Source organism: Enterococcus hermanniensis (assembly GCF_001885945.1).
Taxonomy (GTDB): domain Bacteria; phylum Bacillota; class Bacilli; order Lactobacillales; family Enterococcaceae; genus Enterococcus_A; species Enterococcus_A hermanniensis.
Map to the genome: position 1 here is coordinate 19,246 of NZ_JXKQ01000008.1, position 25,911 is coordinate 45,156.

Annotated in this window: 23 protein-coding genes; 17 read left to right on the top strand and 6 right to left on the bottom strand. The window is 36.1% G+C overall.

Annotated elements, in window-relative coordinates; genetic code table 11:
- Positions 1-66: 66 nt before the first annotated feature.
- From RV04_RS09530 to RV04_RS09540, 3 genes are read left to right on the top strand one after another with little or no spacing between them, the layout of a single operon-like run.
- The gene (locus RV04_RS09530) at positions 67-732 is read left to right on the top strand and encodes a potassium channel family protein (protein WP_071858233.1); all 666 of its coding nucleotides are present in this window, start codon (positions 67-69) and stop codon (positions 730-732) included.
- Positions 733-742: 10 nt separating this feature from the next.
- Positions 743-1,030, top strand: a complete 288-nt coding sequence (locus RV04_RS09535) for a HesB/YadR/YfhF family protein (protein WP_071858234.1) — start codon at positions 743-745, stop codon at positions 1,028-1,030.
- 12 nt (positions 1,031-1,042) lie between these two features.
- Complete coding sequence (locus RV04_RS09540) at positions 1,043-1,975, top strand: glycosyltransferase family 2 protein (protein WP_071858235.1); 933 nt, start codon at positions 1,043-1,045, stop codon at positions 1,973-1,975.
- Between the two features lie 11 nt (positions 1,976-1,986).
- Here RV04_RS09540 and RV04_RS09545 read toward each other — a convergent pair whose 3' ends face one another.
- On the bottom strand, positions 1,987-2,934 hold the full coding sequence (locus tag RV04_RS09545) for a phosphoglycerate dehydrogenase (protein WP_071858236.1): 948 nt from the start codon (positions 2,932-2,934) through the stop codon (positions 1,987-1,989).
- 83 nt (positions 2,935-3,017) lie between these two features.
- The gene (locus tag RV04_RS09550; RefSeq protein WP_071858237.1) at positions 3,018-3,833 is read right to left on the bottom strand and encodes a DUF1189 domain-containing protein; all 816 of its coding nucleotides are present in this window, start codon (positions 3,831-3,833) and stop codon (positions 3,018-3,020) included.
- 161 nt (positions 3,834-3,994) lie between these two features.
- Between RV04_RS09550 and RV04_RS09555 the strand changes: the two genes are divergently transcribed.
- The 3 genes from RV04_RS09555 to RV04_RS09565 all read left to right on the top strand — a co-directional run bounded on the left by RV04_RS09555 (position 3,995) and on the right by RV04_RS09565 (position 6,629).
- Positions 3,995-4,462: a GtrA family protein gene (locus RV04_RS09555; RefSeq protein WP_071858238.1), complete on the top strand. Its 468-nt coding sequence runs from the start codon at positions 3,995-3,997 to the stop codon at positions 4,460-4,462.
- A gap of 71 nt (positions 4,463-4,533) precedes the next feature.
- A complete protein-coding gene (locus RV04_RS09560; RefSeq protein ID WP_071858239.1) occupies positions 4,534-5,142 on the top strand; it encodes a superoxide dismutase in 609 nt (202 codons plus the stop codon).
- A gap of 230 nt (positions 5,143-5,372) precedes the next feature.
- The gene (locus tag RV04_RS09565) at positions 5,373-6,629 is read left to right on the top strand and encodes an LCP family glycopolymer transferase (protein WP_071858240.1); all 1,257 of its coding nucleotides are present in this window, start codon (positions 5,373-5,375) and stop codon (positions 6,627-6,629) included.
- 41 nt (positions 6,630-6,670) lie between these two features.
- Here RV04_RS09565 and rlmD read toward each other — a convergent pair whose 3' ends face one another.
- Positions 6,671-8,044, bottom strand: coding sequence for a 23S rRNA (uracil(1939)-C(5))-methyltransferase RlmD (gene rlmD / locus RV04_RS09570; RefSeq protein WP_071858241.1), 1,374 nt, complete (start codon positions 8,042-8,044; stop codon positions 6,671-6,673).
- 273 nt (positions 8,045-8,317) lie between these two features.
- Between rlmD and recX the strand changes: the two genes are divergently transcribed.
- From recX to RV04_RS09590, 4 genes are all read left to right on the top strand, one after another.
- Positions 8,318-9,115 carry a recombination regulator RecX gene (gene recX, locus RV04_RS09575; protein WP_071858242.1) on the top strand — a complete coding sequence of 266 codons (798 nt, stop codon included), beginning with the start codon at positions 8,318-8,320 and terminating at the stop codon, positions 9,113-9,115.
- On the top strand, positions 9,108-10,259 hold the full coding sequence (gene mutY, locus RV04_RS09580) for an A/G-specific adenine glycosylase (RefSeq protein WP_071858243.1): 1,152 nt from the start codon (positions 9,108-9,110) through the stop codon (positions 10,257-10,259). Before recX ends, mutY begins: the two co-directional genes overlap by 8 nt.
- 96 nt (positions 10,260-10,355) lie before the next feature.
- Entirely contained in the window at positions 10,356-10,889 is a 534-nt protein-coding gene (ntdP, locus tag RV04_RS09585; RefSeq protein ID WP_071858244.1) for a nucleoside tri-diphosphate phosphatase, read from the top strand.
- A 200-nt stretch (positions 10,890-11,089) separates the two neighbouring features.
- Positions 11,090-12,838, top strand: a complete 1,749-nt coding sequence (locus tag RV04_RS09590; protein WP_071858245.1) for a DUF6056 family protein — start codon at positions 11,090-11,092, stop codon at positions 12,836-12,838.
- A gap of 84 nt (positions 12,839-12,922) precedes the next feature.
- Here the strand turns inward: RV04_RS09590 and RV04_RS09595 are convergent, their stop codons facing one another.
- Positions 12,923-13,357 carry a GNAT family N-acetyltransferase gene (locus RV04_RS09595; RefSeq protein WP_071858246.1) on the bottom strand — a complete coding sequence of 145 codons (435 nt, stop codon included), beginning with the start codon at positions 13,355-13,357 and terminating at the stop codon, positions 12,923-12,925.
- 76 nt (positions 13,358-13,433) lie between these two features.
- On the opposite strand from RV04_RS09595, the gene RV04_RS09600 reads away from it, so the two are divergent.
- The 4 genes from RV04_RS09600 to RV04_RS09615 all read left to right on the top strand — a co-directional run bounded on the left by RV04_RS09600 (position 13,434) and on the right by RV04_RS09615 (position 19,610).
- Complete coding sequence (locus tag RV04_RS09600) at positions 13,434-14,558, top strand: AI-2E family transporter (RefSeq protein WP_071858247.1); 1,125 nt, start codon at positions 13,434-13,436, stop codon at positions 14,556-14,558.
- Between the two features lie 123 nt (positions 14,559-14,681).
- Positions 14,682-16,058, top strand: coding sequence for a hemolysin family protein (locus RV04_RS09605; protein ID WP_071858248.1), 1,377 nt, complete (start codon positions 14,682-14,684; stop codon positions 16,056-16,058).
- Positions 16,059-16,230: 172 nt separating this feature from the next.
- On the top strand, positions 16,231-17,808 hold the full coding sequence (locus tag RV04_RS09610) for a peptide chain release factor 3 (RefSeq protein ID WP_071858249.1): 1,578 nt from the start codon (positions 16,231-16,233) through the stop codon (positions 17,806-17,808).
- Positions 17,809-17,831: 23 nt separating this feature from the next.
- Entirely contained in the window at positions 17,832-19,610 is a 1,779-nt protein-coding gene (locus tag RV04_RS09615) for a hypothetical protein (RefSeq protein WP_071858250.1), read from the top strand.
- Between the two features lie 17 nt (positions 19,611-19,627).
- Here the strand turns inward: RV04_RS09615 and RV04_RS09620 are convergent, their stop codons facing one another.
- Both RV04_RS09620 and RV04_RS09625 read right to left on the bottom strand, forming a co-directional pair.
- Positions 19,628-19,924 (bottom strand): DUF1827 family protein, encoded by a 297-nt coding sequence (locus RV04_RS09620; protein ID WP_071858251.1) that lies wholly within the window; start codon positions 19,922-19,924, stop codon positions 19,628-19,630.
- Between the two features lie 140 nt (positions 19,925-20,064).
- Positions 20,065-22,281 carry an ATP-dependent Clp protease ATP-binding subunit gene (locus RV04_RS09625; protein WP_071858252.1) on the bottom strand — a complete coding sequence of 739 codons (2,217 nt, stop codon included), beginning with the start codon at positions 22,279-22,281 and terminating at the stop codon, positions 20,065-20,067.
- A 424-nt stretch (positions 22,282-22,705) separates the two neighbouring features.
- Between RV04_RS09625 and RV04_RS09630 the strand changes: the two genes are divergently transcribed.
- The 3 genes from RV04_RS09630 to RV04_RS09640 all read left to right on the top strand — a co-directional run bounded on the left by RV04_RS09630 (position 22,706) and on the right by RV04_RS09640 (position 25,907).
- Positions 22,706-22,972, top strand: coding sequence for a phosphocarrier protein HPr (locus tag RV04_RS09630; RefSeq protein ID WP_071858253.1), 267 nt, complete (start codon positions 22,706-22,708; stop codon positions 22,970-22,972).
- Complete coding sequence (gene ptsP, locus RV04_RS09635) at positions 22,972-24,699, top strand: phosphoenolpyruvate--protein phosphotransferase (RefSeq protein ID WP_071858254.1); 1,728 nt, start codon at positions 22,972-22,974, stop codon at positions 24,697-24,699. Before RV04_RS09630 ends, ptsP begins: the two co-directional genes overlap by 1 nt.
- Before the next feature lie 164 nt (positions 24,700-24,863).
- Positions 24,864-25,907: an LTA glycolipid anchor biosynthesis glycosyltransferase, IagA/BgsA family gene (locus RV04_RS09640; RefSeq protein ID WP_071858255.1), complete on the top strand. Its 1,044-nt coding sequence runs from the start codon at positions 24,864-24,866 to the stop codon at positions 25,905-25,907.
- Positions 25,908-25,911: the final 4 nt, after the last annotated feature.

Consider the following 25,911-nt stretch of genomic DNA (forward strand, 5'->3'; position numbering starts at 1 on the left):
TAGTTGTTGTTCTTTTTTAAGCAAGCATCTCTTTGATGTTATTAGTGTATAAAATAAGGAGCTATCATGAAACAAAATTTTGCAATTATTGGATTAGGAAGGTTCGGCGGAAGTATTTGTCGGACATTGATCGAGTCTGGTCAGGAAGTTTTAGCGGTTGATAGTAATGAAGATCGAGTCAATGAATATATGAATATTGCCACACATGCTGTAGTTGCGAATGCGCAAGATGAAATGACGTTGCGTTCATTAGGTATTCGAAATTTTGACCATGTGATCGTGGCTATCGGAGAAGACATCCAGGCAAGTATTCTGGTCACTTTGATGGTCAAGGAAATGGGTGTGCCAGACATCGTAGCTAAAGCTCAAAATGAATACCATGCCCGTGTGTTAGAAAAAATTGGAGCAGACCGTGTTGTTCACCCAGAACGTGACATGGGGCAACGTTTAGCACACAATTTAGTTTCTAAAAATATTTTAGATTACCTAGAATTATCAGATGAATTTTCATTGGCTGAAATCAATGTAACCAACCGTAAATTTTATGGAAAAACGCTGAATGAATTAGATTTTCGGCGCCGCTTTGGTTTGAATGTCGTAGCAATTCGCCGTGATAAACAAGATCCAATCGTTACACCAGGAGCAGAAGAAGTGGTACAAAAAGATGATCATTTAGTGGTGATTGGTCGTGATGAAGATGTGGACTACTTAGATGAAAAAATGAATGGATAGGTGAGAATAGATGGAATTGACGATTACTCCAAAAGCACAAGAATGGTTCAAAAAAGAAATGGAACCAACGGACGATCAAGGAATTAAGTTTTATGGAAAAGTTTATGGCAAAACGCAAGTTCATGATGGTTTTTCCGTTGGTATAGCCGTCGATACACCAGAAAAAACATTAGTTAAAGAAACGATTGGTAGTCAATTATTTTTTATTGAAGAAGCGGATGAATGGTTTTTCAAAGGGTACGATTTAGAAGTGGATTATGATGAAGAGTTGGATGAACCAAAGTATAAGTTTAACTAGGATGTGATTTGAATGTTGTCAGTAATTGTCCCCTGTTTTAATGAAGAGGAAGCGATCCCATTATTTTTTACAGCAATGGAAAAAATAAAAAAAGAAGTTTTACATGAGTTTGAATATATTTTTATCAATGATGGGTCAAGTGATCAAACCTTAGAGGTCTTACGTGAATTAGCAGAGAAATATAATGATGTCCGCTATATTTCTTTTTCACGTAACTTTGGAAAAGAAGCGGCTTTATATGCTGGACTGCAGGCCTCTAAAGGAGAGCTAGTCACTGTCATGGATGTAGATCTTCAAGATCCACCCGAGCTTTTACCTCAAATGATTAATTTAGTTGAGACGACTGATATTGATTGTGTTGGGACTCGGCGGGCTGACCGAGAGGGAGAACCGTTAGTTCGCAGCTTTTTTGCTAAGAAATTTTATCAATTGATCAACCACATCAGTGATACCGAAATGGTGGATGGTGCTCGAGATTATCGGTTAATGACGCGTCAAATGGTCGATGCCGTTTTAGAATTGACGGAGCACAATCGCTTTTCTAAAGGATTGTTCAGTTGGGTCGGTTTTAAAACAGAGTACATTTCATTTGAAAATAGGGAACGAGCAGCTGGGGAAACCTCGTGGTCATTTTGGAAACTTTTTAATTATTCAATTGATGGGATCGTCAATTTCTCAGATGTACCTTTAAGCATCGCCTCATTTGTTGGCGGTTTTTCTTGTGTGGCCTCTGTCATTGCCATGATTTTTATTATTGTTCGGGCACTCCTTTTTGGAGATCCTACAGCAGGTTGGCCCTCTTTAGTGACGATTATTTTGTTTATCGGTGGTGTTCAATTGTTGGGAATCGGAATTATCGGAAAGTATATTGGAAAGATTTTCTTGGAGACCAAAAATAGACCTGTTTATATTGTGAAAGAGACTGAAAAAAAGTTGAAGCCGTAGCTTCAACTTTTTTAATACCCATTTTTTAAATTTACTTGATTGACAGCCAGCTCATTTTTTTCAAGGTAACTTTTTAAATTTATTAAAAAAATCTTCATAAATTTATTTTGAAAATCAACAGTGAGTCCTGAAATATGAGGGGTGATCAATAGATTATCAAGTTCCCATAATGGACTATCTTTTGGTAGTGGCTCTTCTTCGAATACGTCTAAAGCAGCAAATGCGATTTGCTGTTTTTTCAATGCTGTGGTCAATTCTTTGGTATGAACAGTGTTCCCACGGCCTACGTTTACAAAGACAGCTGAGGATTTCATTTGATCAAAAACATCACTATTAAAAATATGATAGGTATCTGCAGTGCCTGGTAGAATACCGATTACAATATCCATATCGGAAACAATTTTAGTCAAATTTTTGATTGAGTAAGTTTCGATAAATCCTTCAGCGGAATGCCCCGTCGTATTGATACCGTAAACATTTACTCCTAAGCTGCGGATGGATTTTGACAATTGCTGCCCAATATGGCCAGTTCCGACAACCAATAAATTTTTCCCGGCTAATTGGTCGTAATGAGTAAAATCAGCCACCCATTCTTTTTTTTCTTGATATTTTACAGCTTGGTTTAGCCCCCGATAATAACTCAATAACGTACCAATGATGTGTTCACTGATCGATAGAGCATGGATCCCACTGCCGTTTGAAAGTAGAACATCACGTTCTGAGAATTGTTCTAAAGGTAAGTAATCCACACCGGCTGAAATCGATTGGACCCACTTCAATTGTGTGCTCGCTAGCAAAGCATCATTTAATTCTTTTTTCCAGCCAACCGAAATTGCTACATGATCTACTTCGTCCTTAGAAAGAGCGGTCTTAATTAAATAATCAGGAGCGAGTGCTTGGATTTTTTCAATAAATTCAGTTCGGAATTCTCGTTGTAAAAAAATAATTGGTTTTGACATTAAACTTCCCTCATTTCAATTCACATCTTGGCTCTATTTTAACAAAATAAGTGAAAAAAAACTGCTTACGAAATCGTAAGCAGTTATTTCATTGGTAATTCAATTCGTGGAAAAAAGGTCGTGACTCTAAAAAAGATAAATAAACTAATAAATGTAATCAAGAGGCTGACATCAAATTCGGGTTGAAATAGTGAAATCAGTGTTGCGATGATCGTTGGTATCGTTGCGCAATAAACAATTGTCTTAAACGATTCGAAAAAGGTGATCCGGCGCAATCTTAGTTTTGCTACAATCGTTCCCGCAATTCCCGCAATCAACAAAGTAACAAATAAATTAATGAAAGCGGGGTATAATCCAGCAATCAGCATTACCAACGGTGTCCAAGCAGGAATTTCTAAGTCTTTCAATCCAGCTTTCAGTTTCTCACCCGTCAGACTTTTTAATGGTTCTTGTTTGTAAGAAAAGGTTAGGACGTTATCTCCAAACATTGTCGAACTGATGCCACCATAATCGGGTAAAACGACGACAGCTTTACTTTTAAGTAACCCCACACTAAAGTAATTACCAACTAAATCTTTTTCGACTTCTTTTTGACTCCGTTTGCCAGCTGGATCAAAAGTGAAAATAATCGAATCGGTTTGGTAAATAAATCCCTGATCATTCGAATCAGTTTTAATTTGTCCATCTTCAATCGTAAAGTCAGGAACTTTTTGAACGATTTTCAAACTATCAGCTTTGATTTGAGTCATTACTTGGAAGGCTTGATAAACAGTCGGAATAGCTAATAGGATACTCAAACCGATTAAATAGATAATTGATTTCCAGAAGGGCGTGCTTCTAGCTTGGCTAAGATCTTCAAAACGAAACAAAGATCCTTTAAATAATTGACGAAAAGTCATGTGATCGCTCCAATCTATATATACAAATGTCATTGTAGCGAAGTAGGGTTGAAATAACAAGGTGAAGGATAAAAAACTAAAAAGAAATCAAGAAAGAATTGACTCCCATTCAAAGCTTCGTTATCTTACTAAGGGAGAGCTTAAATAGAAAGAGTGAACGTATGAAAATTTATCAAGGATTTAAACAGTATTTAGTAGAAAAAAAGCTTTGGGAAGTTTTTATTTATTTATTTTTTGGTGGCTTAGCGACAGTTGTTAATATCGTTACTTTTTTGTTAGCGTATCAAGCCTTTCATCTTAGTTGGCCGATTTCTAATACGATCTCATGGATTTGTTCGGTTTTATTTGCCTTTGTCACGAACAAATTATGGGTGTTCCAATCAAAAACGGAAGGCATTGGTGCATTGGTTTGGGAATTTAGTAAATTTTTAGTTGCCCGTATCATTTCCTATGGAATGGATATGGCCTGCATGTATTTATTTATCGATATGTTCCATACCGGAAATTTGATTGCTAAAATCATTACACAAGTAGTCGTAGTAATCGCAAATTATTTCTTTAGTAAAGTATTTATTTTCAAAAAAATCGAGGGCATCGAAGAAGAGAAATCGGATTCTTCGCCGCGCTAGGCATATTTTTTGAAGAACTATGCATTGTTTGATACAGTCTTTATGTAAGATACTTAAGGAGGAATTAGACAATGACTTATACTTTACCCGAGTTACCTTATGGTTACGATGCATTAGAACCTTATATCGATACAGAAACGATGCACTTGCATCATGATAAACATCATAATACGTATGTAACAAATTTAAATGCAGCAATCGAGAAACATCCAGAATTAGGGGAACAATCAATCGAAGAATTAGTCAGTAATTTGAATGACGTTCCTGAAGATATCCAAACGGCTGTCCGCAACAACGGCGGTGGTCATGCAAATCACAGTTTCTTCTGGAAAATTTTAGCACCTAATGCTGGCGGTGAACCAACAGGAGAAATCAAAACCGCGATCGATGAAGCGTTCGGTAGCTTTGAAAAAATGCAAGAAGAATTTAAAACGGCTGCAACTGGTCGCTTTGGTTCTGGTTGGGCATGGTTAGTATTGAACAATGGTAAACTTGAAATCACATCAACTGCTAATCAAGATAGTCCGTTAACGGATGGCAAAACACCAATCATCGGACTAGACGTTTGGGAACATGCTTATTACTTAAAATATAAAAATGTTCGTCCTGACTACATTGCGGCTTTTTGGGCTGTTGTTAATTGGGATCAAGCAAATAAAAACTTAGCTGACGCAAAATAATCAGTGGCTTTTTCGAAGAAAGACTGTTTTTCAGTCTTTCTTTTTTTGTCTAATTTCTAAAAGCTTCCTAAAATATTCATATTTATATGGTATAAATCAAGGATATAGGGTAATTTTAAATTAATACGTTGTATTTAGAATAGTATACTTAATATTTATTGAAGCTAGTTGTATGCTAAATTGAGTTATGAGAAAATAAAAAATGTAAAAATTGCTGATAGAGGTGTAGCATGAGTCGCGGAAAAAAAATTGTTGTCGGAATCTTGATCTTATTGAATTTATTTGTTGGCGGAATCACCTACTACGCGGTCCAAGTGACCAATGACGCGAGTAAAATGGTCGATAGTATAAATAGTAAAACAAAACGAAACAGTACAAAAAGAAGTAAATCAACACAACCTAATATTGATAATGCAGAACCATTCTCCATTTTGTTAGCGGGTGTGGATACAGGAGATTTAGGACGGACAGAACAAGGGCGTTCTGACAGTATGATGGTGGTTACGATCAATCCTAAGAAAAAAACATCAACGATCGTCAGCCTTGATCGTGATATTTTAACTAAAATTGTTGGTTACGGAACGAATGATAAATTGAATCACGCCTATGCTTTTGGTGGTGTCGATATGTCGATGGATACGATCGAAAATCTTTTAGATATTCCGTTAGATCATTATGTATCGATCAACATGAAGGGCTTGAAGGATTTGATTGATGCTGTTGGTGGAATCGAAGTTAATAATAAAATTGATTTCACATTAGATGGTGTCCACGTCAAAAAAGGGAAACAAACATTAAATGGCGAGACTGGTTTGGCCTATGCTCGGATGCGGCATGAGGATCCTGAAGGGGACGTCGGTCGTCAAAAACGACAACGTGAAGTAGTTACAAAGATCCTGAAAAAGGCGATGTCGATCAATGGCGTCGGAAACTACAAGAAAATCTTAAAGGCCGTCGAAAAAAATATGACGACCGATTTATCTTGGGATGATATGCTGGATATCGGAACAAACTATCTACCGGCATTTGATACAATCAAGCAAAAACAGTTAGTCGGTAAAAATGAAATGATTGATAATATCTACTATCAAATTTTAGGAACGAACGAACTATTAGGTATTCAAAATACGTTGAAGAAACAATTAGGGATTGCAACAGCAACGACTTTACCAAACTTATCAGAAACAGATGCGGATACATTGTTTTATGATGATTCCGATGGTAAAGCCAGTGACGATACTAGTCAGTATGCGCCAGGCTACGATGATGCGAATAATTATAGTACCGATGAAAACACTTATGACAGTTCTGCGACAACAGATAATGGGTATCAAGGGTATAGTGATCCGACTACGCAAAATGATCAAGGATACACGAATAACCAAGATCAAGGATATGGTGGAACAGCAACCGATCCAAATGCTAACGATACTACACAGCAAAATAATACTTATGATGCTTATGGTCAACCAGCTGCCGGTTATTAATAAAAAAGACGCGTCCAAAACGGACACGTCTTTTTTATATATCATTTTTTAATCAGTTTTACGACCACTTCACAGCGGGCTGTTTGCGGGAACATATCGACTGATTGTAAATATTCTATATGATAAATTTTTGCTAGACTGACAAGATCACGAGCTAGTGTAGACACATTGCAAGAGATATAAACCATTTGGGGACTGGGCGCTGCTTGAATAGCCGTCAATAGCTGAGTATCTAGGCCGGTTCTTGGCGGATCGACCACGATCGCATCCGGAGCAAACCCCTCTTTTAACCATTTAGGCAGTAAACTTTCTGCTGTCCCGACTTCATAATGGGTATTCGTCAGGTTCATAGCAGCTGCATTTTTTCTAGCATCTTCAATCGCTTGAGGGATGATGTCCATCCCGCGAACTTCTTTCGCCTGCTTGGCTAAAGACAACCCAATCGTTCCAACACCACAGTAGGCATCGACGACTGTTTTTGGTGTTTCTAAATCCAATGCTTGAATCGCTTCTTGATACAAGACATTAGTTTGTTGGGGATTTAATTGGAAAAAAGCCCGTGGTGAAAGTTCAAAACTTACTTCGTTGATCTTTTCGTTGATAACTTCTTTTCCCCATAAATGAATGGTTTCATCCCCCATGATAACAGAAGTTTTTTTGTCTTGGATGTTTTGCATGATCGAAACGATTTCTGGCAAGCGAGTAGTGATCTCACGGATCAAGGGGTTACTCTTCGGTAATTTTTTCGTTTTAGTAATCAATACTAACTGAACTTCGCCGGTGTGAATACCGATACGAACCATCAGTGTACGCAAGATACCAGAGTTATTACGTTCATCATAAATCGGAACATCATATTTAGTTAATAAGTTTGTGACTGTATTAATGACTTTTTGTGTTGTTGGCTCTTGGACTAAACAATCTTTGATGGGCACTAATTGATGCGAGTCTGCTTGATAAAGGCCTGCTTCGACTTGTTGCGTCTGTTTGTTTTTACGTAATTGGAATTGCGCTTTGTTTCGATAGTGCCAAGGGTCATCCATACCTAAAGTATCACGCAAGTCAAAGTTTTGATAGCCTTCAGGTTTGTATTTTTCCAGCGCTTGTTTTAAAAGATCTTTTTTAAAATCTAACTGTTTGCTGTAAATTAGATGTTGCAGTTGGCATCCGCCACATTCTTCGTAGACAGGACAAGGTGGGGTGATCCGATCGGGACTCTTTTTCATAATTTTAACGAGTACTGCTTCGGCAAAACGAGGGGTCGCTTTTGTAATTTTAGCTACGACTGTTTCATTGGGTAAGGCTCCTGTGACGAAGACAATCAAGCGTTTATAATAAGCGATTCCTTCACCGTTGATCCCAAGACGTTTGATTTTTAACGTTAATGTTTGATTGTTTTGTAATTGAACAGCCATAAGCCGCTCCTTTCTTAGGTTGAAAACTTTTTTTAGTTTCTTTCTTTTTATTATAAACGAAGTCCGTAAGATCCTTATCGCTAAAAACTCGGCCTTTCGTTGAGTGAACAATGAAAAGTTAAACTGGCACTATTTTAGCATATTTTTAGCGGTCATTTGGCTTTCTATGATAGAATTAATCTTTATTGGAGCATTGTGAATCAAGTGGTTTTGAAAGCATTCAACATAGTAGCAACAGATAATTTAATTGTTTCATATTAAGGAGTAAATGACATGTTAACAGTGACAAAAATTAGTCAAGGTCGGGGACCTTTTTATAAAGTTGAATTTTCTAATGGTGAAAAACTACGCCTTTCAGAAGATACAGTTGTTCGCCATCGTTTGTTGAAAGGACAAGAATTAGAAGCAGACTTGTTAGCTGAAATTAAACAAGAAGGCAAAGAAGATTTAGGTTTTCAACTAGCATTAAATTATTTAAGTTATCAATTGCGAACAGAACAAGAAATCCGGATCTATTTAAAAGATCATGAAATTGAACAGGCTGACCGTCAAAAAATTATTGTTCGTTTGAAAGAACTCGATTTGATCAATGATTTGGTTTATGGCGAAAGTTATGTTCGTACACAAATTCGATTAGGCGATAAAGGACCACGAGTCTTGCAACAAAAATTGAAACAAAAAGGGCTAAAAGAGGATGTAATCCAACAAGCACTTTATCTTTATGAAACGGAAAGTCAGTTTGAAGTGGCCTTACACACCGGCCAAAAGGCACTAAAAAAATTCCATCGCAAAAGTCCGCGTGAAGCGAAACAAAAAGTCCAGCAGTTATTAATGACAAAAGGATTTAGCAGTGATGTCAGTAAAAGTGTCTTGGCTGAAATTGATTTTTCCGAAATCGAGGAACAAGAAACAGACGCCTTAGAGATTCAAGGAGATAAATTATGGCGTAAAAATCAACGGTTTGAATCGGCTAAAAGACGTCAAAAAGTAAAACAAAGCCTTTATCAAAAAGGCTTTCAATTAGATCAAATCGATGCATTTATTCGAGGAAAAGAGGAACAAGATGAATGATGCTTGGCAAGTTTGGTCAGAAGAAACCATCAATGCTTTTCAAACAGACTTTTTGACTTGGTATCAACACGAAAAAAGAAATCTGCCTTGGCGCTATAATCAAGACCCATATCGTATTTGGATTTCAGAAATTATGTTGCAGCAAACCCGTGTCGATACAGTGATCGATTACTTTTATCGCTTTATGGATAGTTTTCCGACCATCAAAGATTTAGCTGAAGCCGATGAAGATAAATTATTGAAAGTATGGGAAGGGTTAGGCTACTATTCTCGTGCGCGTAATCTACAGACAGCTGCGCAGCAAATCATGGAAGAATTTGGTGGGGAATTTCCGACAACGGTCGAAGACATACGGTCATTAAAAGGAATTGGTCCCTATACCGCCGGGGCAATCAGCAGTATTGCTTTTGAGCTTCCTGAACCAGCGATCGATGGAAATGTTATGCGGGTCGTTAGTCGCTTATTTTGTATCGAAGAAGACATCGCAAAAGCCAGTAGTCGAAAAGTTTTTGACGAGGCGATGCGTAAAATTATTAGTCAAGAGCAAGCTGGAGATTTTAATCAAGCGATGATGGATCTTGGCTCAAGTATCTGCACACCGAATAGCCCTCAATGTGACAGTTGTCCGATTCAACAATATTGTCAAGCATATCAAGAAAATCGTCAAACGGATTTTCCCGTTAAATCCAAAAAACAAAAACCAAAAGATGTTTATTATGTCGCGGGAATTATTGAGAATCAAGCGCAGGCTTTTTTGTTACAAAAAAGAGCAGAAAAAGGGTTACTAGCCAATATGTGGCTATTTCCGATGGAAGAAGTTACTGAGGCACACTTCCATTCCTTGAAAGAACACTATGATCCAAGCAGCTGGGATCTTTTTTCTAATAGTCAGATTGCAGAAGATAGTCCTGATTTTTTTACCGACCAAGAAATTATTTGGCAAAAGAAAATTTTGGGAGAGGTTAAACATGTTTTCAGCCATTTGAGATGGCACATTTTGGTTTTTTATGGTCGAAGTACTGATTCAGTCTCACTTAAAGGCGATTGGGTCAAACAGAGTAATTTTTCTACTTATGTTTTTCCGAAGCCACAACAAAAAATAGTCGAAGTTTTTGAAAATAATCAAGCTGACGACAAAGATTAGTAGGCAATCTTTCATTTTATTGCTATAATAATTCTGATGTCGGTGTGATAACACCCAAACAAATGCGAAATGAATTTCGCTGAGGGAAGGGTAGCTATGAAGGTTCCAAAAGAAGGAGAGTTTGTGACGATCAAAAGTTACAAACACGACGGCAGTTTGCATCGAACGTGGCGCGATACCATGGTATTGAAAACAAGCGAGTGTTCATTGATCGGATTGAATGACCATACATTGGTCACTGAATCCGATGGTCGAAGATGGGTCACTCGTGAACCAGCGATCGTTTATTTTCATCAGAAATACTGGTTCAACATAATAGCAATGATTCGAGAGAAGGGAGTTTCTTATTATTGTAATCTAGCATCACCTTATGTATTAGATGACGAAGCGTTAAAATATATTGATTATGATTTGGATGTCAAAGTTTTCCCAGATGGTGAAAAACGGTTATTGGACGTAGATGAATATGAAGCCCATAGTCAGCAAATGCATTACTCAAAAGAGATTGATTATATCCTTAAAGAGAACGTCAAGATCTTAGTGGACTGGATCAACAATGAAAAAGGGCCTTTTTCTCAAGGCTATGTCGATATTTGGTATGATCGTTACAAGCAATTGTCGCGTAAGTAAACAAAAGAAAAGGCTATGTCAAAGTGAATTGACATAGCCTTTTTTAGTAGAAATTATTTGCTAAACAAAAAAATTATTTTCAATATAAATATTCTTTTAGGGGTTAAAATAGTAGCTTCTCTTTATAGCTATCTTATTGATTAAAAAATTTTTTTTGTTAAACTTAATACATTATAGCTTATGAATAAGGGGAGTTAAATTTGGAATCTTTAAGAGGAAGTAATGCAAAAAAGAAAAAAATTAGCAAGAAGTATGTCGGTTTATTTTTAGCTTTAGTCATTTCACTAATATTAGTTGCATTACCGATATTTTTTACACCTGTATCGAGTGATGATTTTATTTACGTAGCTAAAATTCCACATTGGTCTAATTTGATGTGGCGTTATATGCACTGGTCGGGACGAATTGTAGCAGATTCAGCTTCTTTGTTATTACTACAACTTCCGTCAATTATTTATAAGATTATTAAATCAATTATTTGGATTGCTTTAATTTTTTTGATTTCACAATTACCTTATCTATCAAAAGAAAAGTATAAGTTTAATGTGTATAGCTTTATAATTGTATTTTTACTGTATTGGATAGCAAATCCTAATTTAGGACAAACATCTTTTTGGACAGTAGGCTATACCAATTATCTTCTTACAAATTTTTTTATTATCACTTATTTTTCATTAATATTTTTTATAAAAGACAAAAAAATTAGTTTCAGATATTATTTTTTTGTTGGTATTTTAGGTTTATTAGCAGGAAATTCGAATGAGAACACTTCTATAGTTGTTGTATTATTGACAATTGTTTTTTTCATAATTGAGAATAATAAGAAAATTTTTATTGTAGGTCTGCCATTTACCATTATAGGAACTTTGACCTTACTCTTATCTCCAGGTCAACACGAAAGACTTCAGCATGCTTCGTTTCAAATTTTAAGAGAACAATCATTACTTCAAAGACTGTGGAATTATTTTTCATCACCTTGGTTTATTGAGACATTTCAAAGTTTTTCATGGGTTTTTGTTGGGTTCATTCTAATCGGATTTATTTATTTTTTTAAACATCAAATTCCTAAAAAAAATAATGTGATTTACTCCATAATATTTTTCTTTGCAGCGATTATAGCGAATGCTGCTTTTGGAGGATCATACGCTTTTCCAGTAGCATTAAGATCATTAAATGGAGCTCTAATATTATTTTTAGTAGCGCTATCATTTTTATCTGCTGATATATCTTATTCTGAAGCCCCTTTATTTAAAAGAAGTATTATCTATGTCATTATTATTTTATGTGTACCTTTTATTATTAGTTATTATTATGCTACGAAAAGCGTTGTGAATTTAAATAGACAATTTCAAATACGAGAAGCTATAATTATTGATGGCAAAAAAGATGACCTTAAAAAAATATATATACCCAATTATTATGTAGGTAAATTATACAACCCTTCTGATAGTATAGACTTGTATCAAGGAGATCTTAAATCATTTTATAAAGTGAATAGTTCTACGAGTGTGATTCAGTATAATAAAGATTTCAGTTTTGACTATGGCAATAAAAAACTTATTAATTCTAAACAAATTCCACTAAATAGATCTTTTGGGAGAAATATAAATTTGAAAGCCTTAAACATATTTTCTGATGGACGTAATTTAAACAATTTTAGTGTTAACTTGACGTTTGATAATAATCTTTTAGAGCAATATTCTCCAAATGATTTTATATTATTCATTCACGTAAACTGGAAGAGGGAAGCACAAGCATCAACCGTAATGTTTAATGCCGATACCTCATTAAATAATCAATTAAATGTCGATGGAAAATATATATTTTCATCTCCAATAGGAAATATCCGTCCCAAAGACATAGACAGCATTGATATAGGTTTATACAATTCTGTGGAAAAAACAAATTATATTGAAACAAATATTAATATAGAGAATAAATATAAGTAAGCGACGAAAAGGCTTGAGATGATTAAAAATCATCCCAAGCCTTTTCAATTTCTCAATGATACTAGGATTTAAAAGAACTAAAAATTATAAATCTTTCTTCATATGGATATGATCGATACCAGCGTCTTGAAAAATTTCGCCATAGGCACTATAACCAAGTTTTTGATAAAATTTTTCTGCGCTCAGTTGTGCACCGAGTTCGATCGTTTTAAAGCGATGTTGTTTTGCAAACCGTTCAGCTTCCTCCACGATTGCAGCGCCTAAGTTTAGACCGCGATACTCTTTAAGGACGGCCATCCGTTGAAGCTTGAATGTTTCTTCATCTAAGGGTAATAAACGAACGGTTGCGGCAGCCTTTTGATCTTCTGTATATAAAACAAAATGGACCGCATACGCTTCATTCTCATCAATTTCAAGCGTTGATGGAACACCTTGTTCTTGGACGAAAACTTTTTGACGAATCCGAACGGCATCGAGATAAATCTCGCTCATTGTATCTTTAGTAATTAAAATTTTCATAATGACACCTTCCTAAAGGGTATTTTTCTTCACATGATGTATACTATAAACTAAATTGAAAAAAAGGAGTAGATGAATGTTTGAAAAAATAAAAAATTCAAAATTAATGTTTTGGTCGATCGAACTATTGATCATTGCGACGTTTATCCTTGTTTCGTCCAAAATTGATTTTGTTTTTCAACCTATCGGGACTTTTTTTACGACACTTTTTGGGCCAATTTTGATTGCGGGATTTTTATATTATTTGTTAAATCCTTTAGTGAATTTATTAATGAAGTTAGGGATGAAGCGTCTATTAGCAATCGCATTGATTTTTATCCTATTGATTGGCATCATAATTTTAGTCTTCATGAGTATCATTCCTAATTTAGTTGAACAATTGGTCTCGTTAGCAAGAAATATCCCAGGCTTTATTGATAATATGCAGACTTGGTTACAAGAAACTGCAGATAAAGCTACTCATTTTCCATTATTCAAGGAATTAAATGTCGATCAATACATCAATAATCTAGATGTTTCAGCCGGCGATTTACTACAACAATTTTTAAGTGGTCTAACCAATGGGTTAGGATCGTTCATTGGGAAAATCACGACGATCGTTTTGCTCTTGGTCACAGTACCTTTTATTTTGTTCTATATGTTGAAAGATGGCGATAAACTGGTTCCAAATATTGAACGCGTCTTCCCTGAGAAACAACGAGGGAATATTAATGAATTACTTAAGCAATTAAATAAGACCTTGTCTGACTATATCAGTGGTCAAGCAATTGAATGTTTATTTGTCGGTACATTTACCTTTTTAGGCTATTTATTGATTGGTGTGGAATATGCCTTTTTATTCGGCGTGATTGCTGGATTAACTAATTTGATTCCTTATTTAGGTCCTTATCTTGGTTTGGCTCCTACCTTGATCTATACGTTCTTTGATTCACCAACCCGCGCGTTGTTGTGTATTCTAGTCGTCTTGGTTGTTCAACAAGTCGATGGCAACGTAATCTATCCGAATGTGATCGGAAAATCATTGAATATCCATCCGTTGACGATCATTTTAATTTTATTAGTTGCTGGGAATCTAGCGGGGATTTTAGGCGTCTTTTTAGGCGTTCCAGTCTATGCGATTTTACGGACGATCGTCGTTTTTATTATTAAAATTTTTAAACAAAGCAAACAAGAAGAACGAGAACAAGAATTTCTAAGTTAGCACAATTAACAGGAAAAGTGGAACTTGGTTAAAAGATTGCATTAAATCAATCGATGTGATACGATTTTATCGTGGCCTTTGTGCCACTTTTTTTACACTTTAAATTAAGGAGCGAATGCAATTATGAATGCTGACCCCGATAGTCAGTCGTTATTTCTACAGCTAGGTTTGCTAGTAGTTTTAACGTTAATCAACGGATTTTTAGCTGCGGCTGAAATTGCGGTGGTTTCGGTCAATAAAAACCGAGTAGAACAAAAAGCAGAAGAAGGAAATCTCAAGTCTCAAAAATTATTGAAGGTACTCCAAAATCCGAATAATTTCTTATCAACGATTCAGGTAGGGATTACGTTAGTCAATATTTTATCAGGAGCTTCGTTAGCAGATAGTTTGTCTGCTCAGTTAGCACCACTACTAGGTGGAACTGCTGCCGCTAAGACGATTTCAACTGTGATTGTGATGCTTTTGTTGACCTATGTTTCAATTGTATTTGGTGAATTATATCCCAAACGTATTGCTATGACTAAAACCGAAGAGGTAGCACAGCTTACTTCCGGGGTCGTCAGAACTTTAGGAATCATCACTAAACCGTTTGTATGGTTGTTGACAGCTTCAACCAACTTATTGGCTAAATTGACGCCGATGACCTTTGATGATGAAGATACAAAAATGACGCGTGATGAGATGCGCTATATGTTAGAAAATGAGGGCGTCTTGGACAACGACGAAATCGAGATGTTACAAGGTGTATTTTCTTTAGACACTAAAGTAGCTCGAGAAGTTATGGTTCCTCGGACGGATTCTTTTATGATTGATATCAATGATTCGGTATTGGAAAATATTGATGAAATTCTAAACGAAAGTTATTCAAGAATTCCGGTTTATGATGAAGACAAAGATAAAATTGTCGGAATCTTACATACGAAGACATTGTTGAAAGCTGCTCGTCAATTTGGTTTTGAAAATATAAAACTACAAAAAATCTTACAAGAACCACTGTTTGTTCCTGAAACGATTTTTATCGACGATTTATTATATGAATTGAAAAAAACTCAAAATCAAATGTCGATTCTATTAGATGAATACGGTGGCATGGTCGGATTAGTTACGCTAGAAGATCTATTAGAAGAAATCGTTGGTGAAATCGATGATGAATCTGATGAAATCGAAAAGCTTTATGAAAAAGTTGGCGAGAATGAATTTTTAATCAATGGTAAAATGTTGATCGATGAATTCAATGAAGAGTTCGAAACCAATCTTCATATGAGTGATGTCGATACAATGGCTGGTTATTTGATCACGGCATTAGGAACGATTCCTGATGAAGGAGAAAAACTTTCTTTTGATGTCGATAATGTTACATTAATCTCAGAGGAAATGGAAGGTTCGAGGGTCTTAATGATTCGTGCGATCTTCCATCCAGAAGATTCTGATATGGTAGAACCAGAAGAAGAACGGCGGTTGTTCACGAAAGAATTTGATGATACTGAACCGCGTCGTTAAATAAGAGTAAAAGAAAACATTCTGCAGATGCAGAATGTTTTCTTTTATCTAGCCAAAATTAGGCAGAAAGACTTAATAAGACGATGGATTCAACTTTCCATCAGATGGCGATCCATGCTATACTGATTGGGTTGAAATTTTATGATATTAGATAAATGAATGGAGCAAGAAAATGAACAATCCTAATTTAAAACAACAAGTGGACAGTCGTCGTACCTTTGCTATTATTTCCCATCCGGATGCGGGTAAAACTACGATCACTGAACAACTTTTATTATTTGGTGGAGCGATTCGCCAAGCAGGTACTGTTAAAGGTAAAAAAACTGGGAATTTTGCTAAGTCTGACTGGATGGATATCGAAAAGCAACGGGGAATCTCTGTTACTAGCTCTGTGATGCAGTTTGATTTTGATGATAAACGCGTGAACATTTTGGATACGCCTGGACACGAGGATTTTTCTGAAGATACTTATCGTACATTGATGGCTGTGGACAGTGCGGTGATGGTCATTGATAGCGCTAAGGGGATCGAAGCCCAAACGAAAAAGCTTTTCCAAGTTGTCAAACGCCGAGGAATCCCGATTTTTACGTTTATCAACAAACTAGACCGTGACGGTCGTGAACCTTTAGAATTGTTGGAAGAATTGGAAGAATTATTAGCGATTGAATCTTATCCAATGAATTGGCCGATTGGGATGGGTAAAGGATTAGAAGGTATCTATGATATTTATAACGAACGTATCGAATTTTATCGTCCAGAACAATATGAAGGTGAGCGCTATATTAAATTAACGAATGGAGAAATCGCGGGTGATCATCCATTAAAAGAAAAATCAATCTATGAAGACGTACTTGGGGAAGTAGAGTTGGTCCGCGAAGCAGGGGATCAATTTGATTTAGAAAAAATTAGCCGTGGCGATCAAACACCGGTCTTCTTTGGTTCGGCTTTGACTAATTTTGGTGTGGAAACATTCTTAGAATCATTCGTTGATTTAGCACCGAAACCACATGCACATAAAACAATTGATGAAGAAGCTATTTCACCTTATGAAGAAGAATTTTCTGGTTTTGTTTTCAAAATCCAAGCGAACATGAATCCAAACCATCGCGACCGAATCGCTTTTGTTCGCGTATGTTCAGGTACGTTTGAACGTGGAATGGACGTTACTTTAGGGCGTACAGGTAAGAAAATGAAACTTAGCAATGTAACTCAATTTATGGCAGATGCGCGTGAAAATGTTGAAGAAGCGGTTGCTGGAGATATTATTGGGGTTTATGATACGGGAAATTATCAAATTGGTGACACGATCTATGAAGGAAAATTAAAAGTGGCTTACGAAGAGTTACCATCTTTTACCCCTGAATTATTCATGAAAGTTACCGCCAAAAATGTAATGAAGCAAAAATCATTCCATAAAGGTATCTATCAATTGGTTCAAGAAGGTGCAATCCAATTATACAAAACGTATTTGACAGATGAATATATCATTGGTGCTGTGGGGCAATTGCAGTTTGAAGTTTTCCAATATCGGATGTTGAACGAATACAACGCCGAAGTAGTGATGACACCAATGGGGAATAAGATTGCTCGTTGGATCAATCCAGAACAACTAGACGAACGAATGAGTTCAAGTCGTAATATTTTGGCCAAAGACCGCTTTGATCAACCATTGTTCTTGTTTGAAAATCAATTTGCGATGCGTTGGTTTGCAGATAAATATCCAGAAGTAGAACTAAAAAGTTTGATGTAAATAAATTTAAGAAGGTAGCCTTAATGCAGAAGATAAAAAATAGGACGACGATAGATTTAAAAAGAATGTTAAATCAGCCAACTACAGTTTTTTTATTCATTGCTGTTTTTAGCCTAACTATTTTACGCTTGGTTCTTAGCTTTAAGGCCCCTTATTTTGTTAATATGTACGCGGGTTATGATGACCAGTTATTTGTGCAGTATAGTAAAAGTATATTGTCTGGCAATTGGCTAGGAGCATATTCGACACGTGCTTTGTCAAAAGGAGTTTCTTATGCGCTGTTTATGGTATGGTCGAATAAACTCCATTTTTCATATGGATTTTTTTTAGGTTTATTTAATGTTTTAGCGAGTAGTGTAGCTGCTTTAGCATTGAAACCTTTGATAAAAAATCGATGGATATTAGTCTTTATCTATACATTTTTCTTATTTTCACCAGTCGGATTAACGAGTGAATATAGTACTAGAATTTATCGTAATCCATTGGTCATACCGACCGTATTTTTAGTTATAGGTTGTCTAGTGGGGCTGTATTTTAGAAAAAATGCGCGCATAAAAATATTTGCTTGTTGGAGTATCGGTTTGGCTTGTTCATTTCCATTTTTTTGGTATATCAGAGAAGATTCATTGTGGCTCTTTCCGCTCGTCTTTTTCGGACTAGTAATCATTGCCGGATCGGTACTTTTTGATACGATTAAACCATTTAAAATGAAAGAATGGCAGATAGTTTTTAAAAGTCTTGTATTCACAAAACAAAAAGCAATCAAATTAGTTTTGTGTTTGTTGCCGTTTATATTATTATTTACTACTACTAAAGTATTGCAAAGTTTAAATACTCAGCATTACGGTGTTTCATTAGTTAATGATCGTACTGGCGGGGCTTTTAAAGATGTTTCAAAACAATTGATTCGTATGGATGACGGAACAAGTTTAAATCAAACGAATGCAACAATTTGGGTCTCAAAAGAGGCTTTGAAGAAAGCTGAGAAAGTATCACCAACATTAAAATCCATTTCAAAAAATATTGATTGGATCTATAATGGCAGCCCATGGACTGGTGGAGAAGAAATTGCGGGAGATATTATTTTTTGGGCATTAAGAGATGCAGCTGCTCAAGCAGGCTACTACAAAAATGCCAAGCAAACAGAAGCTTTTTGGCAAAAAGTAAATACTGAGTTATCTGATGCCTATGCAAATGGGAAGTTGGAAAAGAAAAAGGAAATTTATTTAAGTGCTACTGGCGATGGTAAAACTTTAAAGGATCTACCTTTGGTGGGGGAATTTATGCGAACAGGTCTAGCGTATAATCTACTTTATAAGGATTATAGCCAAGGTTCTGATCAAAGTTTGGGCTTGAAAAAAGATATTACTGAAGCAGAAAAAATATTAGGGCATTCCTTCGATAATAACTGGCGTGATGTAAATGAAAAAAATAAAGCACCAATCAAAATAACTTTGATTGCCAAAATATCTAATATAATTATTAGATTGTATCAAAAACTATTACCTATCTGGCTAATAATAAATGTTTTAGGACTAGGGATTATTTTAGCAGGAAGCTTTTTTTCTAAATCCCAATTAATTACATTTAGAGGATTATTATTGCTAATTGTTGGGTTAATGCTGACTTACTTAGTTTTCTTAATTGGTGTTTCTTGGTTTTGTTCTTGGGCACCAGATCGTAAGGAACTTTTTATGATGACTTATACGGGTGCAGGCGTTCCAGTGATTCAATGGATTGAAGTACTTACATTGATAGGGCTATTACAGCTACCAATCATTGCTAAAAAAATAAAAAAATAGCTGAGGCTTAGCCTCAGCTATTTTTTTATGATCGACATTTCAATCAAGCCAGGAGATTCTAAATAAGAGATATGTTCAAAATCATATGTTCCATCACTTAGTTTGCGTTGAAAATAGTTATGTACGAAATCGATTTCATTTGGCAGGATGTTTCGATTGTCATTCTTGATAACAATTTCAGCATGCTTAGCAGCATCGGTATAAATCACAGTTGTATTCCCAATTGTATATACTTTAATCATATTAGCATCTGTATTATTTAGTTGATTGTAAACCATTTTAGAATGGCTATTAGTTACATTGATCAGTTTCATAGCGAAACACCTTCCTTCATAAAAATTGTTTGTATAGTAATTATATAAAAGAAAACAAGAAAAAAGAAAAATTTTGCTCACAAGGGAAAGATTAAATAAATAATTTAAAAAAGGTTCCCAAAATATTGGGAACCTTTTTATTATTCTTTCGTTTCTTTTACCAAACGTTCTGGCTTAGAGGTAATGACGATATGGTCTTCTTTGTCCAATTTTGCTTTAAGATCAGTAATCGTTGGATGATCTAGATAAAATTCAGCGATACCGTCTTCGATCGTTTCTTGGATCGTACGGCGAAGTGGACGAGCCCCCATTGCTGGATCATAACCTAAATCGACTAATTTTGCTTTAACATTTTCAGGAACATCGATGTGTAATTTTTGAGCAGCCAACATTTCATTGACATCGTCTAACATTAACGAAACGATATTCATCAAATTGTCTTTAGATAACGCACTAAATTCTACGATCGCATCAAAACGATTTAAGAATTCAGGAGCAAAGAAATCTTTCAATTGACCTAAGACAGAGTTGGTAACACCATCTCGTGCAGCGCCAAAGCCGACGTTCGCTTCTACTTTTCCAGTACCGGCATTACTTGTCATAATGATGATGGTGTCTTTAAAGCTGACTGTACGACCTTGAGAATCTGTCAAACGGCCGTCATCAAGAATTTGTAGGAACATATGCAATACATCTGGATGAGCTTTTTCGATTTCGTCTAATAAAATCAAGCTATATGGATGACGACGGACTTGTTCCGTTAATTGACCAGCTTCTTCATAACCTACATAGCCTGGAGGGGAACCGATCAATTTAGAAACACTATGTTTTTCCATATATTCACTCATATCGAAACGAATCATTGAGTCGCTTGAACCAAATAATTCTTCCGCTAATTGACGTGCCAATTCCGTTTTGCCGACTCCAGTAGGTCCGACAAACAAGAATGATCCGATTGGACGATTTTTCTTGTTTAATCCTACACGATTTCGACGAATTGATTTTGCTACTTTATCGACTGCTTCATCTTGACCAATCACATGTTTTTTCAAATCAACAGCAAGATTTTTTAATTGCGTTTGTTCTTTTTCTTTCAATTCACCAACCGGGATACCTGTTCGTTTTTCAACAATTTGCTCCATGTCTTTTTCAGTGATGACGGGTGTTTCTTCATCCGTGATTTGACGATCTTTCATTTTTTGCAATTTATTGATTTGATCGCGGTAGTAAGCTGCTTTTTCAAAATCTTCTTCTTGTGAGGCTTGTGATTTTTGTTGTTCTGCTTCCGCTAATTTTTTATCGATGGTTTTAGGATCGACGATTTGAATCGTTAAATTTTTCTTTGAACCTGTTTCATCTAATAAATCGATCGCTTTATCTGGTAAGAAACGATCTTGGATATAGCGATTCGAGAGTTCAGCCGCTGAACGAATAGCTTCATCTGTATATTTCACATGATGATAATCTTCATAACGAGGTTGTAACCCTTTTAAGATTGCGATCGTTTCTTGGACAGAAGGTTCTTCGACCCGTACTGGTTGCATCCGTCGTTCTAGAGCGGCATCTTTTTCAATAATCCGATATTCATTTAATGTTGTCGCGCCGACCATTTGTAATTCGCCACGAGCTAGTGCTGGTTTTAAAATATTTCCAGCATCCATGTTTCCATCACCGGCAGATCCAGCACCAACAATTTCATGCACTTCATCAATAAATAGAATAATATTTTCCGCTTGGCGAATTTCTTCAATCAATTTTTGCATCCGTTCTTCAAATTGACCACGGATTCCGGTACCTTGAACAAGTGAAGCAACATCTAAACGAATCACTTCTTTGTCCATTAGTTTTTGTGGGACATCGCCATCAACGATTTTTTGAGCTAGGCCTTCCACAACAGCCGTTTTACCAACACCGGGTTCTCCAATTAACACTGGGTTGTTTTTTGTTCGACGATTTAAAATTTCAATTACTCGTTGGATCTCATCATCGCGGCCTACGACAGGGTCGATATTTCCTTCGCGAGCAAGACCGGTAATGTTAATACCATATTCATCTAATAATCCACCATTTCCACGAGGCGGTTGATTGTTCATTCCATTTCCACCACCGAATTGAGTTGGTGGAGTTTGATCTGTTGCGCCTTGTCGTTGTTGCATTTGTTGCGACATTGAGCGGAACAAATCATCTAAACTTCCGAAACCAAAAGGATCATTTCCAGCCATTTGCGGTGCACCTCCAGCTTGATTCTTTAATTTTTGATAGCAATTTTGACAATAGTCTAGCTGCTTTCGTTGTCCATTAACATTTGCATATAAATGAATCGTTGCTTCATTTTCATGACAGTTTTGGCAAAGCATTCGTTTCACCCTTTCAATAGTTGATTATTTCTTCCATTGTACATCGAGTAGGCGTTTTTCGTAAAAAGAAACGCTAGCCAGTTTTTTGACTTTCACTGACCTATAGACAATTATAGCGAGATTTTTAATAAATGCAAACAGTTCGTCTCTATTTTTAGCACTGATAGATAGTGAGTGCTAAAAATAAAAAAATATTTTTTTATGTTATGGAAAAAAAATGAAAACAAGACAAATCAATAACTAACTGATTCGGTCTAGATATTTTAAGAAAGGGGATACAACAAGAGAGGAATATTCGTCTAAAATTGTTGTATCTAGCGTAAAAAAATGGTAATCTTAGGAAATGAAGGGCGCAAAATAATGTCGATTATTATTCTGACCCCTAACATAAAAAAACAACTTTTTATAAAGGAGAACGGTCAATATGGAAAAAAAAGATTTTCACGTAGTAGCAGAAACGGGGATTCATGCACGTCCCGCAACTTTATTGGTGCAAGCTGCAAGCAAATTTAACTCTGATATCAACTTAGAGTATAAAGGAAAATCAGTTAACCTAAAATCAATCATGGGCGTTATGTCTTTAGGTGTTGGCCAAGGATCTGACGTTGTTATCTCTGCTGAAGGTGCTGACGAAAAAGAAGCTATCGAAGCTATCGAAGAAACAATGAAAAAGGAAGGATTATCTGAATAATGGTTGAATTACTAAAAGGTATTGCCGCTAGTGACGGAGTTGCCGTTGCTAAAGCTTATCTGCTAGTACAACCGGATTTATCTTTCAAGAAAAATAATGTAGAAGATACGGCTGCCGAAGAAAAGCGTCTTGATGACGCTTTGGCGGCTTCTTCTGCTGAATTAGAAAAAATTCGGGATAAAGCAGCAAAAAGTTTAGGCGAAGAAGAAGCACAAGTTTTTGATGCTCATTTGATGGTTCTTTCAGATCCAGAAATGATTGGTCAAATTAAACAACATATTAATGATAATAAAGTGAATGCTGAAAGCGCACTTAAAGAAGTTACAGACATGTACATTGGCATGTTCGAGGCGATGGATGATAACGCTTATATGCAAGAACGCGCGGCGGATATCCGCGACGTAACAAAACGTGTTTTAGCACATCTATTAGGTGTTTCATTACCTGATCCTTCAATGATTGACGAAGAAGTTATCGTTGTAGCGCATGACTTGACTCCAAGTGATACGGCACAATTAGATAAAAACTTTGTTAAAGCATTTGTAACCGATATCGGTGGACGTACGTCTCACTCAGCAATCATGGCACGTTCGCTAGAAATCCCTGCAATTGTTGGTACGAAAGAGATCACTTCTAAAGTTAAAGAAGGCGATGTATTAGCAGTTAACGGAATTATCGGTGAAACAATCGTTAACCCAACTGACGATCAAGCGGCTGAATACAAAAAAGCCGGTGAAGCTTATGCGACACAAAAAGCAGAATGGGATAAATTAAAAGATGCTGAAACAGTTACGGCTGATGGCAAGCATTTTGAATTAGCTGCGAACATTGGTACACCAAAAGATTTAGAAGGTGTTCATAACAATGGCGCGGAAGCGATTGGTTTATACCGTACAGAATTCTTATACATGGATTCACCAGATTTCCCTACAGAAGACGACCAATATGAAGCTTACAAAGCTGTATTGGAAGGCATGGATGGCAAACCAGTTGTTGTCCGTACGATGGATATTGGTGGAGACAAAGAATTACCATACTTAACATTACCTCATGAAATGAATCCATTCTTGGGTTACCGTGCATTACGTATCAGTCTATCTGAGTTAGGTGATGACATGTTCCGTACACAATTGCGCGCTCTATTACGTGCTTCTGTTCACGGAAACTTACGTATCATGTTCCCAATGGTAGCTACATTGAAAGAATTCCGTTCAGCTAAACAATTGTTTAATGAAGAAAAAGAAAAATTAGTCAAAGAAGGCGTAGAAGTTTCAGATACGATTCAAGTCGGAATCATGATTGAAATTCCTGCAGCAGCTGTATTAGCTGACAAATTTGCTAAAGAAGTCGATTTCTTCAGTATTGGAACAAATGATTTGATCCAATACACAATGGCGGCTGACCGTATGAACGAACGTGTTTCTTACCTTTACCAACCATATAACCCATCAATTCTACGTTTGATCAAAAACGTAATTGATGCAGCACATGCTGAAGGTAAATGGGCTGGTATGTGTGGCGAAATGGCGGGCGATCAAACAGCGGTTCCATTATTAATGGGTATGGGATTAGATGAGTTCTCTATGAGCGCAACATCTGTTCTTAGAACACGTAGCTTGATGAAACGTCTAACGACGACTAAGATGGCTGAATTAGCTGACAAAGCGTTGAAAGAATGCGACACAATGGAAGAAGTACAAGAATTAGTTGCAGAATACGTAAAATAATTCTTTTTGATCGTGGCTTTACGGCCACGGTCTTTTTTTGTTTTTAGACAGATTTTTTTGCTTATAGTAAATTAATTTCAGTTGATATGTTAAACTCATACCATAGATGGAGAATATAAGTTAATGCTTGTGATATAATTGACTTGTTTTTGAGGAGGCGTAGTATGAAAGTTTTACTATATTTTGAAGGACAAAATGTTATCGGAAAGTCTGGGATCGGTCGCGCTCTTAGTCATCAAAAAAGAGCATTGGCTTCAGTAGGAATCGAGTATACATTAGATCCAAAATCAACTGATTATGATATTTTACATATAAATACATATGGACCAAAAAGCCTATTGCTAGTGAATAAAGCTAAAAAGATGGGGAAGAAAGTCATTTACCATGCTCATTCTACAGAAGAAGATTTTCGCAATTCTTTTATTGGATCAAATCAATTAGCACCATTAGTAAAAAAATGGTTGGTGAAGCTGTATCAGCAGGCCGATCATTTGATCACACCGACGCCGTATTCAAAAAAACTATTACGTAACTATGGATTGACGCAACCAATTGCAGCGATCTCAAATGGAATCGATTTGAAAAGATATTATCCTGATGCGCGAAAAGAAGCTGCTTTTCGGAAACACTTTGGGTTATCAAAAGAACAAAAAGTAATTATTTGTGTAGGACTATTTTTTGAACGAAAAGGGATTTTAGACTTTGTAGAAATTGCTGAAAAAATGCCAGAATATACATTCATTTGGTTTGGTGATGTACCGATGGCCTCGATACCAAGAAATATTCGTAAAATAGTAAAAAAAGATCATCCTCAAAATGTATTATTTCCTGGGTATATCGATGGGGACTTAATAGAAGGAGCTTATTCAGGAGCGGATTTATTCTTTTTCCCGTCTTATGAAGAGACAGAAGGGATCGTAGTCCTTGAAGCTTTAGCTAGTCAGCAGCAAGTATTATTGAGAAATATCCCGGTTTATGAAGGCTGGATGATCGATCGAAAGAATTGTTATATGGCGGAAGACAACCAAATATTTCTAACGTTGATTCGTGAGTTAGTAAACCACCGTTTGCCAAATCTTTCGATGGAGGGTTTTCGAACAGCTCAATCAAAAAGCATCAACCAAATCGGTAAAGAGTTAGAAGCGGTCTACCAAGCAGTATTGGATGTCCCTTATGACCATCAAATGTACGCAAAAGTTGTAAAATAGTTCG

Coding starts and splice junctions, on each gene's coding strand:
- RV04_RS09545 (WP_071858236.1), bottom strand. CDS start 2,934: ATGTCAAAACCAATTATTTTTTTACAACGAGAATTCCGAACTGAATTT.
- RV04_RS09620 (WP_071858251.1), bottom strand. CDS start 19,924: ATGAAACTGATCAATGTAACTAATAGCCATTCTAAAATGGTTTACAAT.
- RV04_RS09540 (WP_071858235.1), top strand. CDS start 1,043: ATGTTGTCAGTAATTGTCCCCTGTTTTAATGAAGAGGAAGCGATCCCA.
- RV04_RS09610 (WP_071858249.1), top strand. CDS start 16,231: ATGAACAATCCTAATTTAAAACAACAAGTGGACAGTCGTCGTACCTTT.
- rlmD (WP_071858241.1), bottom strand. CDS start 8,044: ATGGCTGTTCAATTACAAAACAATCAAACATTAACGTTAAAAATCAAA.
- RV04_RS09615 (WP_071858250.1), top strand. CDS start 17,832: ATGCAGAAGATAAAAAATAGGACGACGATAGATTTAAAAAGAATGTTA.
- RV04_RS09535 (WP_071858234.1), top strand. CDS start 743: ATGGAATTGACGATTACTCCAAAAGCACAAGAATGGTTCAAAAAAGAA.
- RV04_RS09600 (WP_071858247.1), top strand. CDS start 13,434: ATGTTTGAAAAAATAAAAAATTCAAAATTAATGTTTTGGTCGATCGAA.
- RV04_RS09605 (WP_071858248.1), top strand. CDS start 14,682: ATGAATGCTGACCCCGATAGTCAGTCGTTATTTCTACAGCTAGGTTTG.
- RV04_RS09555 (WP_071858238.1), top strand. CDS start 3,995: ATGAAAATTTATCAAGGATTTAAACAGTATTTAGTAGAAAAAAAGCTT.
- ptsP (WP_071858254.1), top strand. CDS start 22,972: ATGGTTGAATTACTAAAAGGTATTGCCGCTAGTGACGGAGTTGCCGTT.
- RV04_RS09530 (WP_071858233.1), top strand. CDS start 67: ATGAAACAAAATTTTGCAATTATTGGATTAGGAAGGTTCGGCGGAAGT.
- RV04_RS09550 (WP_071858237.1), bottom strand. CDS start 3,833: ATGACTTTTCGTCAATTATTTAAAGGATCTTTGTTTCGTTTTGAAGAT.
- recX (WP_071858242.1), top strand. CDS start 8,318: ATGTTAACAGTGACAAAAATTAGTCAAGGTCGGGGACCTTTTTATAAA.
- RV04_RS09630 (WP_071858253.1), top strand. CDS start 22,706: ATGGAAAAAAAAGATTTTCACGTAGTAGCAGAAACGGGGATTCATGCA.
- RV04_RS09640 (WP_071858255.1), top strand. CDS start 24,864: ATGAAAGTTTTACTATATTTTGAAGGACAAAATGTTATCGGAAAGTCT.
- RV04_RS09565 (WP_071858240.1), top strand. CDS start 5,373: ATGAGTCGCGGAAAAAAAATTGTTGTCGGAATCTTGATCTTATTGAAT.
- mutY (WP_071858243.1), top strand. CDS start 9,108: ATGAATGATGCTTGGCAAGTTTGGTCAGAAGAAACCATCAATGCTTTT.
- ntdP (WP_071858244.1), top strand. CDS start 10,356: ATGAAGGTTCCAAAAGAAGGAGAGTTTGTGACGATCAAAAGTTACAAA.
- RV04_RS09560 (WP_071858239.1), top strand. CDS start 4,534: ATGACTTATACTTTACCCGAGTTACCTTATGGTTACGATGCATTAGAA.
- RV04_RS09625 (WP_071858252.1), bottom strand. CDS start 22,281: ATGCTTTGCCAAAACTGTCATGAAAATGAAGCAACGATTCATTTATAT.
- RV04_RS09595 (WP_071858246.1), bottom strand. CDS start 13,357: ATGAAAATTTTAATTACTAAAGATACAATGAGCGAGATTTATCTCGAT.